Raw genomic sequence first — 13,097 nt, forward strand, 5'->3', positions numbered from 1 at the left:
TCCGCGTCGCCTCACAGCTCGATCTGCGACCCCATCACGATCACGCGGTCGCGGGGCAGGCCGAAGTGGTCGCTCGCGTCGGTGGTGATGTGCGACGCGGCGAGGAACAGACGCTTGCGCCACCGTGCCATGCCGCCCCTGCGCCCCTCGCGCAGCTCGATCTTCGACAGGAAGTACGTGGCGTTGTCGAGATCCAGCCAGCCCTGGGTCTTGTGCGGAGGGATCGTGCGCAGGGCACGCGGGATGTCCGGGTTCTCGGCATAGCCGAACCTCGTGGAGATGTAGAGGATCCCGTCGGTCGGATCCCCGAGATCGTCGACCGTGCAGCGCTGGGACTGCGGGACCCGCGGGACGTTCTGGATGTCCACGGACAGGATGATCACCCGGGCGTGACGCACGTGGTTGTGCTCGACGTTGGCGCGCAGGGCGAGCGGCGTCGTGGTGCCTCCGGGGTTCAGGAAGATCGCCGTGCCGGGCACGCGGTCGATGAGCTTCGGATGCGTGCGCAGGTTGCTCACGAAGTCGGCGAGCGACCCCTCCGCCTCGGTGCGGCGGGCGGTGATGAGCGCGCGTCCGCGCTGCCAGGTCGTCATCACGATGAACGCGATGAGACCGATCGCGAGGGGCAGCCAGGCGCCGTGCACGAACTTGGTGGCGTTGGCGGCGAGGAAGAGCAGGTCGACGGAGAGCAGCACCGCCGCGCCGATCGCGAGGATCCAGCTCGGCGTCTTCCACCGTCGCCGAGCCAGGTAGAAGAACAGCAGCGTCGTGATCGTGATGGTGCCGATGACCGCCATGCCGTACGCGAAAGCGAGCGACGCGGAGCTGCGGAAGACGAACACCAGCGTGATCACCGAGACCATCAGCAGCCAGTTGATCCATGGGACGTAGATCTGCCCCTGGGTCTCGGAAGAAGTGTGGGTGACCCTCAGTCGCGGCAGGTAGCCGAGCCCGGATGCCTGCGCCGCGACCGAGAAGGCGCCGGAGATCACCGCCTGCGATGCGATCACGGTCGCCGCCGTGGCCAGCACGACCAGCGCGATGCGGCTCCACTCCGGCGCGAGCAGGAAGAACGGCGCCGACATGTTCGCCTTGTCCTCCAGCAGCAGCGCCCCCTGACCCAGGTAGGTGAGCGCGAGCGCCGGGAACACCAGGAACAGCCACCCGAACGAGATCGACTTGCGGCCGAAGTGGCCCATGTCGGCGTAGAGGGCCTCGGCGCCCGTGACGGAGAGGACCACGGCGGCCAGGGCGAAGAACGCGATGTGGAAGTGGCTGACCATGAAGCCGATCGCGTAGGTGGGCAGCAGGGCGAGCAGGATCTGCGGATCGTGAAGGATCCCGCCGATGCCCAGCACGCCGACGACCACGAACCAGATCGCCATGATCGGCCCGAAGAGCCGCCCGACCACGGAGCTTCCGAGCTTCTGGATGAGGAACAGGATGAGCAGGATCGTGGCAGTGATGGGGACGACCCATTCGTCGAGCCCCGGATTGATGGTCTTGAGCCCCTCGACCGCGGAGAGCACCGAGATCGCCGGGGTGATCATGCTGTCCCCCAGGAACAGCGCCGCCCCCAGCACGGCGAGGCCTGACAGGATCGCCACGGTGCGCGTGCGCCCCTTCGGCGCCCAGCGGCGCAGGAGGGTGAGGAGCGCCATGATGCCGCCCTCGCCGTCGTTGTCCATGCGCATCGCGAGCAGGACGTAGGTGATCGTGACGATCAGGATGACCGACCAGACGACGAGCGAGACGACGCCGTACAGGTTCTCCGTCGTGAGCGGGACCGGATGCGGATCCTCGGGGTTGAACACGGTCTGCAGCGCGTAGATGGGGCTCGTGCCGATGTCGCCGAACACCACCCCGAGCGCGCCGATCACGAGGGCGAGCCGGAGCGGACTGCGGGTCGCGGCGGGAGCCTTCTGATCGATCACTGCCTGGCTGTTCACAGACGAAGCCTAGATCCCGTTTCCCGCGCCACCCGGCCCTCCTCACGGAATCCTCACGGAGTGTCGGAGACGGCTTCCTCACGCGATCCTCGCGCTGGGTGCGGCACCGCGACGACGACGGAGCGCCGACCCTCGAAGACGAGGATCGGCGCTCCGGGCGCTGTCGCGGGTGCGACTAGCTCTTCGGCTCTGCAGCGCTGCCGCCGTCGAGCCGACGGCGACGACGCGCCACGACGAGCAGCACGCCGGCGAGCAGTACGAGCAGACCGCCGACGATGCCCGTCGTCAGCAGCGCGTCGCCGTTCAGACCGGTCGCGGCGAGGGCGCCGGAACCGTGTCCGGTGCCGCCCTTGCCGTCACCGTCGCCGCCGGTGACCGGCGGAGTCGGCGTCGGAGTGCTCGGCGTCGTGACCTCGGCGACGACGAAGGCGCTCGCCGCCGGGTCGCTGTTCAGATCGCCCACGCTCTGCACCGCGGAGATCGTGTGCGGCCCGGGCGCGAAGGTGCCGACGAGCGGGACCGTCCACGTGCCGTCGCCGCCCACGACCACAGGCTCTTCCACCGTGACCGCGGCATCCGCCGCCTTGGCCTTCGCCGCGGCGGGAGCCGCAGCCTTGGCGTCGGCAGCCGCGGCGGCTGCGCCGTCGACCGTCACCTCGACGACGGCTCCCGGCACACCCGTGCCGCTGACCGCGGTCGGCGCCGTGTCGAGCTTGGCACCGTCCGCCGGCGACGTGATCGCCGGCGCGGCGGGCTTCGACGGGGCGTCGGAGAGCGGGGCGCGCACCGTGAGCAGGGCTGCCGTGTTCTTCTGCAGCGCCTTCTTCACCGTGACCACGGTGCCGTATCCGACGCCGGCGTCGGCGGGGTTGCCGGTGCCGAGGGTCGTGAAAGGCAGCACGGTGCCGTACAGGTCGGTCGCCGGGGTGCCGTCAGGGTTGACCACGCGCGTGGTGTACGCCGCATCGTCGACCGAGGGCACGACGACCGAGGCGTCGCGCAGACGGTTGTACAGATCGCCGTCACGGAACTCCAGGCCGGCGACCCAGCCCTGGTCGTCGGTGAAGCTGCTCACCGGCGGCTGGGCGGCGATGTCGGTGCACGCCTCGGTGAAGTCGGCGTCCACCATGCAGTCCTTGAACGGCAGAGTCGGCGTGAGACCGAAAGCGGCGTTCGACGATTGCGCACGGCTGGAGAGATTCTTGAGCAGCGACGGATCCAGCTCCGCCTCCGCGCCCGTTCTGCGCAGCGGGTCGAAGTGGCTGTCGACGAGCAGAAGGCCGCCCTTCGCCCCGTAGCTGGGCAGATTGGTCAGATACGACGTGATCTGGTTCGACGAGCCGTAGGCCGCGTCGCGATACCAGACCAGCGCACCCGGCGCGTTGTACGGAACCTTCTCGACCTTCCAGCCCTGGTCGCTGTAGACCGTGGTGTAGCCGTACTTCAGCCCCTCGTCGAAACCGTCGAAGTTGCGCCATTCGACCAGGTAGAACTGCTTCTTGGTCTGAATGCCGGTGTCCCGCGCCCAGCCGACCCCCGTGGTGTCCGTGAAGGTGCCCGCCGTCGCCGTCCAGCCGTTGTCGCCGGACTCCACGTCGTCTGTCCAGACGTCGGATCCGCCGGCGCTGAGGGCGAAGTCGTCGGAGAACCAGCCGCGCTCCTCGAACGCCGCGTCGGTCGCCTGACGCAGACGCACCTGGATGTTCTGGCCCGCGTACGAGGACAGATCGATGTGGTCGTGGCGCCAGCCGTCCGTGGATCCGGTCAGACCGTACTTCTTGTTGCCGAAGTCCTTCATCCGACCGTTCGGGTCGCTGTAGCCGTCATCGGTCGACACGAGGGCGTTGCTGTCGTCGTAGACCTTCTGCTCGGTCCACGTGCTGCCGCCGTCGGTCGAGACCTCGATGAACCCGAAGTCCCAGTCCTCCTCGATCACGTAGTTGTTCCACATCGAGAAGGTCGCACCGGCCGGCACGTTGTCGATCGTGCGGCTCAGGGTCACGTCGGCCCAGTCCTGATCGGCGTTCGAATACCACATCTCGGCGCCGCTGTGCGGGGTGGCGAGCGTCTTGACCTTGTCCGGCAGGTTGATCTTGACGCCGTCCTCGGTGCCATTCGCGGGCCGGGACGCCTGTCCCACCTTGATCGTCTTCGTGCCGTCACCCGGGTTGATCTCGAGCGGGTCCACCCAGCCGAGCACCCACTTGTCCCAGATGCCCATGTGCGTCGGCATCGACTGGAAGATCGGTCCGGAATGCGACCCGGAGCTCATCAGATCCCAGAAGTCGACGTCGGAGTCGCCGGCGTTCGAGGTGTCGTACAGGTCGGGAAGGCCCAGGTCGTGTCCGTATTCGTGGGCGAACACGCCGACGCCGGAGTTCTCCGGCTGGACGATGTAGTTCTGGATCTTGAAATCGGTGCCGGGGATGGTGGCTCCGCCCGCGACATCGGACGAATGCGCCCAGATCGCGTAGGTCCCCTCCTTGCCGCCGCCGCCCGACTTGTCCTCACCGGCGTGCACGAGCACGACGTGGTCGATGATCCCGTCCGGCTCGTGCAGGTTGCCGTCGCCGTCCCGGTCGCCCTGGTCCTCGATGTCATAGTCCGCCCACGGGAACGAGGGATCGGACTGCGCCAGCGCCGCCACTGCGTCGATCGGGAGCTGGCCGGGGCCGAGGGGGTTGTCGGGGTGACCCTGCATGTCCTGCATCGGGCCGGCGACGTAGTCGCCCGTGGCGGGATCCTTGTGGCACACGGTGGCGCCGTAGTACGCCTCGGAGTGCGGCACCTTCACCCATGCGGTCGCCTCGCCCGTGAGCGAGTACGCACCGCGCGACATCTCCTCGTACATCTTCTTCATGGTGTGGCCCGAGATGTCGAAGCCGGGCTGGCCGTCCAGGCCGGTCAGATCGGTGCGGACGCGCTCGGTGATGCCCTCGTCGGAGAACAGCATCTTGTTGTAGAAGTCGCTCGAGAAGTCCGGCACCCACATGCTGTTGTTGTCTTTGTGGACGGCATCGGCCGGGTTCGCGATGTTGTTGTGCAGCGTCGGCCCCTGCACGTCACCGGGTTTGCAGGTCGTCTCGCCGAACGCGGTCGGGACCTGCAGGTTCGAGAAGTCCTCCGTGCCGTCGAACTCGACGAGGATCGTGAGGAGCTTCGCCTGCTGCGTGCTGTCCGCGTGCTTGAGGTTCTTCGGGCTCTCGCCGCTCTGCACCGCCTCCGCCTCGGTCTTGGCCAGCTGCTCGGCCGCCACAGGGTTGCCCTGAGCGTGCTTCTCGTCGTTCTCCTTCGCCCGCTCGAAGGCGGCGTCGCTGACGCCCTTACGCGCACGGGCATTGCCGCTCAGGTCGGCGACCGGCTGGTCGTCGGCCCCGTCGAGGATCGCGTCTGCACGCGGCGCCACGTAGTTGATGTAGTGATCGCTGGCGACTCCCGTCGTCGCAGCGGCGGTCGGACGGACGCCGGGCGCCGAGACGCTCGGCGCCGCGACGGCGGGGACGGCCCCGAACGTCGCCACTCCGGCTGCGGCGAGCACGAACGCGGATGTCGTCGCTGCGACACGTCGGCGTGCGCGGACGCTTCTCTCTGACATTGATTCTCCCTCCAGGCATCACCGCGGGGGTTGCCGCGACGGTGCGGATGTCATGCGCCGGTCAGGCGCACAAGAATCAGGATTACCGTGAAAACCCTATGCAAGGGAACAGAATCGCCTGAGAAAGGAAAGGATCCGCGACCGGATCCGTCCTCCCCTGATGCGGAAAGGCGCCACCCGGGATCGCTCCCGGACAGCGCCTTTCGGGCGGGCAGAGGCCCGCGGGGCTCGGATCAGCCCTTGTTGCAGACTTCCTGCAGCTTCTTGCCCTGCTCGGTCAGCTTGGCGCTGGCATCCTGCGCCTTGGTCGAGATCTCCTCGGCCTTCTTCTGCGCCTCCTGGATCTTGTCCATGGCGGCCGGGTCGGTCGCGTCGATGTTCTTCAGGTCGGGCATCTCGAAACCGTCGAACGCCTTGACGAAGCCGTTGAACTCGTTCGCGAAGGCGGTGAGCGGCGCCTTCACGGCCTCGTTGGTGACCTTCTTGCCGGCCTCGTCGAGACCCTTCTGCACCGGAGCGAAGATCTCGGCGAAGTCGACCTTCTCGCCCTGGGTCGCCTTCTGCATCGCGGCGTTGACGTCGCTCGAGACGCTCGAGGTCGCCTTGGTCATCTCGGTGTTCGCGATCTTGCACGCGTCGGCGACGCTCTGGCCGCCCGAGCAGGCGGTCATCGTGGCGGTCAGGACGATCGCAGCGGCGACGCCGCCGATCCGTGCGAGGGTTGCCTTGTTCATGTGAGCTCTCCGGTCTCCATAGATGTGGCTGCCGGTCCGTGAGGGCGCGACAGCCATGGTCACCATCCACCCTATTCCGAGCAGATGCATAGGTTCGGACCCTCGGACGGGATCCCGCGGGATCGTGACCGCACTGAGATATGACGGTCACGGCCCGTTGACCGCGCCGCGCGGCGTTTGTTCTGCCGGGTGCACCGCTGGGCGTCAGTCCGAACCGCCCAGCAGCTCCGCGTAGCCCTCGCGGAACGACGGGAAGCGCAGAGACCCGAGAACCTCGCGCATCAGGGCGCCGTCGAGCACGGTCCCGCCGTTCCCCTCCGGCTCGATCCGCGGCGGTGCCTCGCCCCCCAGGCGGTCCGCGACGAAGGTCACGACCTCGCCCATCGGCACCGGCGCCTGATCCACCGCATGCACGAGCGGCGGCGGATCCTCGGCGCGGAGCATCGCGTCCAGCAGCCGGACCAGGTCGTGCTCGTGGATCCTGTTGGTGCGGCGTGAGTAGTCGACCGGGACGCGTTCGCGCACCCGGCGGATCACCGACTCCCGGCCGGGGCCGTAGATCCCCGCCGGGCGGATCACGCGGGCGCCGAGCAGCCGTGCCGCGAGCCGTTCGCCGTCGAGCAGCGCGTGCGCCCGAGGGCCGGCCGGAGCGGGCGCATCCGCCTCGGTGAGGGGACGCGGCCCCGGCCGCCCTTCGAAGACGCGCGTCGAGGAGACGAACAGCACGCGCGAGGGGTGCGAGGGCAGCGCCTCGGCGAGGTGGGCGAGCGCCGCGGCGTAGATCCCCTCGCCATCCTCGTCCGGGGCATCCGGCGGGAGCGTGATGACGATCGAGTCGCAGGGTGGCAGGTCGCGGGGTGCGGCGAGACGCAGATCCTGGGCGATCGAGCGGAAGCCGGAGGGCAGCGCTCCGGGCGTCCTGCGGATCGCGAGCACCTCCTGGCCGCCCGCGACCAGCCGCTCACCGAGAGCGACGCCGAGCTTGCCGCAGCCGACGAGGAGGGTGCGGCCCGGGGACCGCTCCCCCGGCACCGTCATCCTGCGCCCGGTTCGGGCTCGGGGTTGGTCACCCGCATGCGGTCGGGCCGGAACCCGTGTTCGATGCCCCACAGCACGGCGTTGGTACGGCTGTTCACGCCGATGCGCCGGTAGCAGCTGCGGATGTAGGTCTTGACCGAGTTCACGGACAGGTGGGCGCGATCGGCGATCTCCGTGTTGGAGAGCCCCTGGGTGATCAGCGCCAGCACCTCCGCCTCGCGCTGGGTCAGGCCCTCTTCGCGCCCGGGCCAGTCACCGGCGACGACCGCCCCCGTGCCGGGGAGCGCGGCGTAGATCTTCGAAGAGCCGTGATGGATCTCCTCGAGGGCGGCGACGAGCTGTCGGGCGGGAAGCCCCTTCGAGATGTATCCGTGGGCGCCGTTGGCCAGGGCCGCACGGACCAGTGCGTCGTCGATGTTCCAGGAGTAGACCGCGACCTTGCCCGCGAGCGGGTTCGCGGCGAGCGCGTGCAGCTCCGCGCGGTCGCCCTGGGTGGCGGCGAAGGTGTCGTAGAGCACGATGTCGACGGGCTGACTGAGCTCCCGGTTCACGTCGAGCTCGAGGATGCGGACGCGGTTCTGATAGGCGCGCAGCATCGAGGAGAGTCCGCGGACCACGACCTCGTAGTCGTTGACGAGCGCGATGGAGATGACCATGTGCACACCATACGCCGAGACTTTCACCCTTTGGGGTGAAGTTCTTCACCACCGCGGAATCTACGGTGAAGGAGTGATGGCACCCAGGACGACAGACCGGCTCGATCATCGGCAGACGACGGGGCGCCCGGAGTAGGCGACCTGTGGGAGACATGTACTACGGCGGATCCGCCGCTCCGATCCGCATCGACGATCGCGTGCTCGCTCATCTCAAGATCGTGATCACGACCAAGCTGCGCCGCGGGGAGAGCTTCACGGTGTCGTGGCCGCACGGCGACGGCGAGCCGACCGGGCGCAGTTCCATCTGGCTGCACCCTGCCGTGCCGCTGCGCTTCGTGTTCGATGAGCCGGTGGCGCCCGACCTGGACCGCCCCTACCTGGCGAGGCTCGCGAACGCCGCGAACTCGACCGGCGGCATCCACCTCACAGCGGAAGACATCGACGGCAGCTCAGGTCGCGCGCCCGGTCACGAGCCCCGCGGCGCCCGGCATGACAACCCCGTCGGGTGAGGCGTAGCGAGCGAGCCGTTCTCTGACGACCGCGTATCGTCTCGGTGCGAAACTGCTCGCGGTCAGTGCGCTGTGTGCGCGCTGAGCAGCACCACGGCCCAGAGACCCAGGGCGACGATGGCCGGAAGCAGGGTGACGACAACGCCTCGACCGTGTCGGACCCCGAGCGCGAAGAGCGTCAGTACAGCGATCGCTGCCGTCGCCGCGAGGCCGAACACCGTGGTGGGCCACCCGGTCTGCACGACGATCTCCCCGCCGCCTTCGGCGAGATAGACGCAGAGTCGTCCGGCGGGCATCGCCGTCGTCGACGCCGTCACCAGAGGGTCATTCACTTTCGCGACCCCCGCAGGCTGCGAGTACATGCACTGCGATGCGACGTTCTCGTGTGAGTCGATGTACTGGATGGCGAGCATGAGCAGAACGGGGAGACAGAGCAGAGCAGCCGCCATCAGCAGCACTGCACGCACCTCTCCGCCCGGCAGCGGCCTCCGTGTGTCAGGGGGCAAAGTCATGATCCGGTGAGCCTACGTGGTGAATGCGACAGACTCCGGACCCCCTCACCCAGAGCTCTATATACTTACTTATACAAATCGGTTCAGCGAGGGGGCACCATGACCGTCACATCCATCGACATCGATCCCGACGAACTGCGGCAAGCCAAGGAGCTCGCAGGCACGTCCTCCAATCGCGAGACGGTGGACCTTGCCCTGCGCACGCTCATCGCTGTTCGTCGCCAGCCGGCGGCGGTGGAGCGCATCATCGGACGCAGGTTCACGCCTGACCAGATCGACGCGCCCACGATCGCGCCGACAGCGACTCGCCCGTGACCACCTACCTCGTAGACAACAGCATCTGGCAGAAGGCCGGAACCAGCACCGCGATCGCCGACAGGCTCAGGGCGCTGTCGCCGAACCACCTGATCATCACCTGCCCACCCCAGGTGCTCGAGTACTGCCATTCGGCGCGGGATCCGCGCGAGTACCTGGACCTCCGCGAGGACATGGAGGGGCTGTTGCCGGCGTGGGAGCACCCAGACGGGCAGGACGCCCTCGACATCCAGCAGGCCCTCTGGGAGAAGGGGCTCGTGCGCGCCGCCGCGGCGTTCGACTGCCTGATCGCTGCCTACGCTGTCGTCAACGACGCCGTGATCCTGAACTCTGACCACGACTTCGGATACATCGAGCTTGCGACCGACGGCCGCGTCCGCCAGGAGTACGTCGCAGCCTGACCGCGGCGGGAATCAGCCAGCCGCCCGCACACTGATCATCGACCCGCAAGCGAATCACGGTTCGTCGCGGGAGTCTCGACGATCTCGTTGCGCACGGACCGACCGGACTCGATCTCAGGGACCAGCGTGATGTAGGCAGCATCTGCCTCGGCGTCGAAAGTCGTTCGCATCCTCGGAGCCTACGCGGCGACACGGACACCTGGATCAGTGTGTGCAACCGGAATCCGTGCCCACAGGAGCCACGTCCCTGAACTCAGATCCGTTTCCAGCTCGCCTCCATATTGAGCGAGCCTCTGGCGGGCGCGAAGCAGCCCGCGCCCACTCGAGCGTGCCTTAGTGCGCGCATCGGCGTCTGAAACGACATTCGTCACCAACAGCTCGACGAAGCCGGGCTTCCCCACGACGTCGAGACTCGCGGCTTCCGAGTTGGGTCCGTGCTTGAGGATGTTCGTCACGGCCTCGATGGCTGTATCTGCGAGAGCCCGCTCGGCTGCCGGCGTGACGCTGAGTGCGCCCTGCGGGAGCGACACCCTGGTCGGGATCCCCGCCTCCTTCAGCAAGGTGGCCAGAGAGGTCACGGCTTCGATCACGTCGCCGTCGTACCGCGCGGGGCACCCATCCGCGCCCTCAGGCCTCGTCTCGCGCATCAACGACAAGAGCGATTGGATGCTCTGCAGCGCCTTCTCGGCCGATTCCTCGATCGTGGTGAGTGACACCTGCCGTGATGCCTCGTCGGGTTGTCTCGGCAGTGCGCGCGCATGGAACAGCACGAGGGTGAGGTCATGCGCGATCCCATCGTGCAGTTCGTCCGCGATCCGCTCCTGCTCTTCTCGTGCCAGAGCTTCCAGGTCCTTCACGACACGTGCCCGTTCGGCGACGACGATCTCTTCTCGGGCGGTGACGATGCGGAAGGTGAGACCGGCCAAGAAGGCGATCGCAGCGATACCTGTGTTCCCGTACACCCCTCCGTCCGTGAGGGAGGAGCCGTTGATGGCGATGTCCGCAGTCAGCACACTCAGCACCAGAGCATGAAGGACGATCAGCCACGGCGCGCAGGTTGCGGCAACCAGGCCGAGGGCGATCGCCAGCTCGAGAAGATCTCCGCCGCTGCCCGTCAGCACAGCGCCCAGACTGCAGATGACTATGACCATGAACGCCGCAGTGAGCGGGTGCCAAGCGAAAGCAGCGATCGCGACGTAGAGCATGAGCGTAAGCAGGTCAGCGCGCGCGAAACGGCCCGCCGCGACGATGAAGCCGATCGCGATGCACAACAGCACGGTCACCACCGCGAGCAGCAGGATGCGCGCGATCGGGTGCAGAGTCCGTTGCTGCCAGAACCGCCTGGAGCCAAACAGACGCCTGAAGGATGTCCGTCCCGGGTCGGAGAACCTCAGCTTCTGGCCCGCCTCAGGATGTTCATCAGGCACAGATGCCCAGCATCTTGCACAGCCAATCACCGAGGTCGGCGTTGGACCTGACCACCAGGCCTGCGAATGTACCGAAGCCGAAGACGTTCAGGGTGGGCATGATGTGGCTCCTAAAGGTCGGGGTCGCGAGCCGACGCCGGGCCCGTGGGTTCGACGTCGTCACGCACACGGATGCTCTTCTCACACTACGTCGCTGACCTCCAAGGCTTGAGAACCGTAGCCCTGGGGCTACGGTTCTGTCGAATTCCCCGCGATAGCGTGAAGGGGTGAGCGATGCCGTGCGTGTACTCGTCGTCGATGACGAGGCTCTCGTACGCCATGCGCTGCGCGCGTTCATAGCAGACGATGAACGCATCACGCTCGTCGGAGAAGCCGCCGACGGTTCCGAAGTCGTGGACGCGTGTAAACAGGTTCAGCCCGACGTCGTCCTCATGGACATCAAGATGCCCGGGGTCAGCGGCGTCGAGGCCACGAAGCGAGTCCTCGAGTGGAACCCGAGCTGCCGGATCGTCGCGCTGACGACGTTCACCACCGAGTGGCGCGCGCTCGAGGTGCTTCACGCGGGGGCATGCGGTTACCTCGTGAAGAACTCGACGCCAGAGCAGATCATCGACGCTGTCGTCGCCGCGCACGCCGGCGACCGAGTCGTCTCCCCGGAGGTACAGGCGCGTTTCGTACGCGCTGCGATCGAGTCGGGCGCCACGCGCACCCCTAGGGCGTGTTGATCAAGAAGGTGCGGGGTGGCCAGCCGCCGCGAGTTGCGCGGGAGAATGGGCGTGTGAAGATCCAGGTGCTGCATATCGAGGATTGCCCGAATTGGCAGGAGGCGGGCGATCGAGTACGGCTGGTGCTCGACTCGATCGGACGGGGCGATGTTCCGGTGGAGTTCGTGTTGATCCGCACCGAGGCTGAGGCGGTGAGCTCTGGTTTCGCGGGCTCGCCCACGATTCTTCTGGACGGTCAGGACTTGTTCCCGTCCCAGGGGAACACTGCCGACTTGGCGTGCAGGGTCTATCTGACCGAGCGCGGCTTTGCGGGTGCGCCGACGGTGGGACAGCTTGAGCGCACGCTGCAGGAGCGCGAAGCGCTCAGCGGAGATCGGTCTTGATCCAGATCAGCGCCGCGGCGAGGCTGACGGCGGCTCGGTAGTTGCGGGCGAGTTTGTCCGAGCGCATCGCGATGCCGCGCCACTGCTTGAGACGGTTGAAGCAGCGTTCTACGACGTTGCGTCCCTTGTAGCGTTCCTTCTGCTTGTCGCCGAAAGCGATCGGCCGGCCCGGCTTCTTGCGGCGGTGCGCGATCTGGTCGTCCCGCTCGGGGATGGTCGCCGCGATCCTCCGGTCGCGGAGCCAGGCGCGGTTCGCCCTTGAGGGGTACCCCTTGTCGGCGAGCACCCGGTCGGGGCGGGTGCGGGGGCGGCCCTTCCCGTCGCGGGGAACGCGGATGTTCTCCAGCACCGCGCTCATCATCGTGGTGTCGTTGATGTTCCCGGCGGTGATCATCATGCTCAGCGGCCGGCCGCGGCCGTCGCAGACCAGGTGCAGTTTGGTCGTCAGCCCGCCGCGGGAGCGTCCGATCCCGTGATCAGGCGGCTCGGACCACGGATTCTTGTGATTCGGCACAGCCCCCTGTGTCCCGGGCGAGGGTCGCGCCGTGCTGATGCACGCGCGCGATCGTGGAGTCGATCGAGACGACCCAATCGATTTCCCCAGCGGCGTCGGCCTGCTTCTGCACCTCGGTGAGCAGCTTCTGCCAGGTGCCGTCCCCGGCCCACCGGTTGAACCGCTTGTAGATCGAGTTCCACTTCCCGAACCGTTCCGGAACGTCACGCCACGGCGCACCGGTCCGGTACTTCCACGCCATCCCCTCGATAGCGAGCCGGTGATCCGTCCACGGCCGCGACCGACCGGTCACCGTCGGCATCAACGGCTCCATCACGGCCCACACCTCGTCAGAGATCT

The 13,097-nt window shown here is 67.5% G+C and carries 13 protein-coding genes; 5 read left to right on the forward strand and 8 right to left on the reverse strand.

Features of this window, described 5'->3' with window-relative positions; translation table 11 throughout:
• Nucleotides 1–11 precede the first annotated feature (11 nt).
• The 5 genes from NFX31_RS14240 to NFX31_RS14260 form a co-directional block, all read right to left on the reverse strand.
• The gene (locus tag NFX31_RS14240) at nucleotides 12–1,949 is read right to left on the reverse strand and encodes a potassium transporter Kup (RefSeq protein WP_045249382.1); all 1,938 of its coding nucleotides are present in this window, start codon (nucleotides 1,947–1,949) and stop codon (nucleotides 12–14) included.
• Between the two features lie 175 nt (nucleotides 1,950–2,124).
• Complete coding sequence (locus tag NFX31_RS14245) at nucleotides 2,125–5,544, reverse strand: immune inhibitor A domain-containing protein (protein WP_211256015.1); 3,420 nt, start codon at nucleotides 5,542–5,544, stop codon at nucleotides 2,125–2,127.
• A 233-nt stretch (nucleotides 5,545–5,777) separates the two neighbouring features.
• A complete protein-coding gene (locus NFX31_RS14250) occupies nucleotides 5,778–6,278 on the reverse strand; it encodes a hypothetical protein (protein WP_045249381.1) in 501 nt (166 codons plus the stop codon).
• A gap of 204 nt (nucleotides 6,279–6,482) precedes the next feature.
• On the reverse strand, nucleotides 6,483–7,316 hold the full coding sequence (locus NFX31_RS14255) for a sugar nucleotide-binding protein (RefSeq protein WP_262956012.1): 834 nt from the start codon (nucleotides 7,314–7,316) through the stop codon (nucleotides 6,483–6,485).
• Complete coding sequence (locus NFX31_RS14260) at nucleotides 7,313–7,972, reverse strand: helix-turn-helix transcriptional regulator (RefSeq protein ID WP_262956013.1); 660 nt, start codon at nucleotides 7,970–7,972, stop codon at nucleotides 7,313–7,315. The genes NFX31_RS14255 and NFX31_RS14260 overlap by 4 nt, the downstream gene beginning before the upstream one ends.
• Before the next feature lie 143 nt (nucleotides 7,973–8,115).
• On the opposite strand from NFX31_RS14260, the gene NFX31_RS14265 reads away from it, so the two are divergent.
• On the forward strand, nucleotides 8,116–8,481 hold the full coding sequence (locus NFX31_RS14265) for a DUF7882 family protein (protein WP_262956014.1): 366 nt from the start codon (nucleotides 8,116–8,118) through the stop codon (nucleotides 8,479–8,481).
• Between the two features lie 62 nt (nucleotides 8,482–8,543).
• On the opposite strand, the gene NFX31_RS14270 is transcribed toward NFX31_RS14265, so the two are convergent.
• The gene (locus NFX31_RS14270) at nucleotides 8,544–8,993 is read right to left on the reverse strand and encodes a hypothetical protein (RefSeq protein WP_156156679.1); all 450 of its coding nucleotides are present in this window, start codon (nucleotides 8,991–8,993) and stop codon (nucleotides 8,544–8,546) included.
• Nucleotides 8,994–9,092: 99 nt separating this feature from the next.
• On the opposite strand from NFX31_RS14270, the gene NFX31_RS14275 reads away from it, so the two are divergent.
• Together NFX31_RS14275 and NFX31_RS14280 are read left to right on the forward strand one after the other, a co-directional pair.
• Complete coding sequence (locus NFX31_RS14275; RefSeq protein ID WP_045249376.1) at nucleotides 9,093–9,308, forward strand: type II toxin-antitoxin system VapB family antitoxin; 216 nt, start codon at nucleotides 9,093–9,095, stop codon at nucleotides 9,306–9,308.
• Entirely contained in the window at nucleotides 9,305–9,709 is a 405-nt protein-coding gene (locus NFX31_RS14280; RefSeq protein WP_045249375.1) for a PIN domain-containing protein, read from the forward strand. The genes NFX31_RS14275 and NFX31_RS14280 overlap by 4 nt, the downstream gene beginning before the upstream one ends.
• Before the next feature lie 179 nt (nucleotides 9,710–9,888).
• On the opposite strand, the gene NFX31_RS14285 is transcribed toward NFX31_RS14280, so the two are convergent.
• The gene (locus NFX31_RS14285) at nucleotides 9,889–11,136 is read right to left on the reverse strand and encodes a sensor histidine kinase (RefSeq protein WP_262956015.1); all 1,248 of its coding nucleotides are present in this window, start codon (nucleotides 11,134–11,136) and stop codon (nucleotides 9,889–9,891) included.
• A gap of 266 nt (nucleotides 11,137–11,402) precedes the next feature.
• Here NFX31_RS14285 and NFX31_RS14290 point away from each other — a divergent pair, with 266 nt between their 5' ends.
• Together NFX31_RS14290 and NFX31_RS14295 are read left to right on the forward strand one after the other, a co-directional pair.
• On the forward strand, nucleotides 11,403–11,861 hold the full coding sequence (locus NFX31_RS14290) for a response regulator (protein ID WP_262956017.1): 459 nt from the start codon (nucleotides 11,403–11,405) through the stop codon (nucleotides 11,859–11,861).
• 53 nt (nucleotides 11,862–11,914) lie between these two features.
• Nucleotides 11,915–12,244 (forward strand): hypothetical protein, encoded by a 330-nt coding sequence (locus NFX31_RS14295; RefSeq protein WP_026095586.1) that lies wholly within the window; start codon nucleotides 11,915–11,917, stop codon nucleotides 12,242–12,244.
• On the opposite strand, the gene NFX31_RS14300 is transcribed toward NFX31_RS14295, so the two are convergent.
• Nucleotides 12,225–13,071, reverse strand: a protein-coding gene (locus NFX31_RS14300) for an IS5 family transposase (RefSeq protein WP_233449959.1) whose coding sequence is annotated in 2 segments (ribosomal slippage) — nucleotides 12,225–12,764 and nucleotides 12,766–13,071 — 846 coding nt in all. Because the reading frame shifts where the segments join, the coding sequence is not laid out codon by codon here. The genes NFX31_RS14295 and NFX31_RS14300 overlap by 20 nt on opposite strands.
• Between the last annotated feature and the right edge of the window lie 26 nt (nucleotides 13,072–13,097).

The organism is Microbacterium azadirachtae (assembly GCF_025583665.1).
GTDB classification, from domain to species: domain Bacteria; phylum Actinomycetota; class Actinomycetes; order Actinomycetales; family Microbacteriaceae; genus Microbacterium; species Microbacterium azadirachtae.

Coding starts and splice junctions, on each gene's coding strand:
- NFX31_RS14245 (WP_211256015.1), bottom strand. CDS start 5,544: ATGTCAGAGAGAAGCGTCCGCGCACGCCGACGTGTCGCAGCGACGACA.
- NFX31_RS14250 (WP_045249381.1), bottom strand. CDS start 6,278: ATGAACAAGGCAACCCTCGCACGGATCGGCGGCGTCGCCGCTGCGATC.
- NFX31_RS14255 (WP_262956012.1), bottom strand. CDS start 7,316: ATGACGGTGCCGGGGGAGCGGTCCCCGGGCCGCACCCTCCTCGTCGGC.
- NFX31_RS14260 (WP_262956013.1), bottom strand. CDS start 7,972: ATGGTCATCTCCATCGCGCTCGTCAACGACTACGAGGTCGTGGTCCGC.
- NFX31_RS14270 (WP_156156679.1), bottom strand. CDS start 8,993: ATGACTTTGCCCCCTGACACACGGAGGCCGCTGCCGGGCGGAGAGGTG.
- NFX31_RS14275 (WP_045249376.1), top strand. CDS start 9,093: ATGACCGTCACATCCATCGACATCGATCCCGACGAACTGCGGCAAGCC.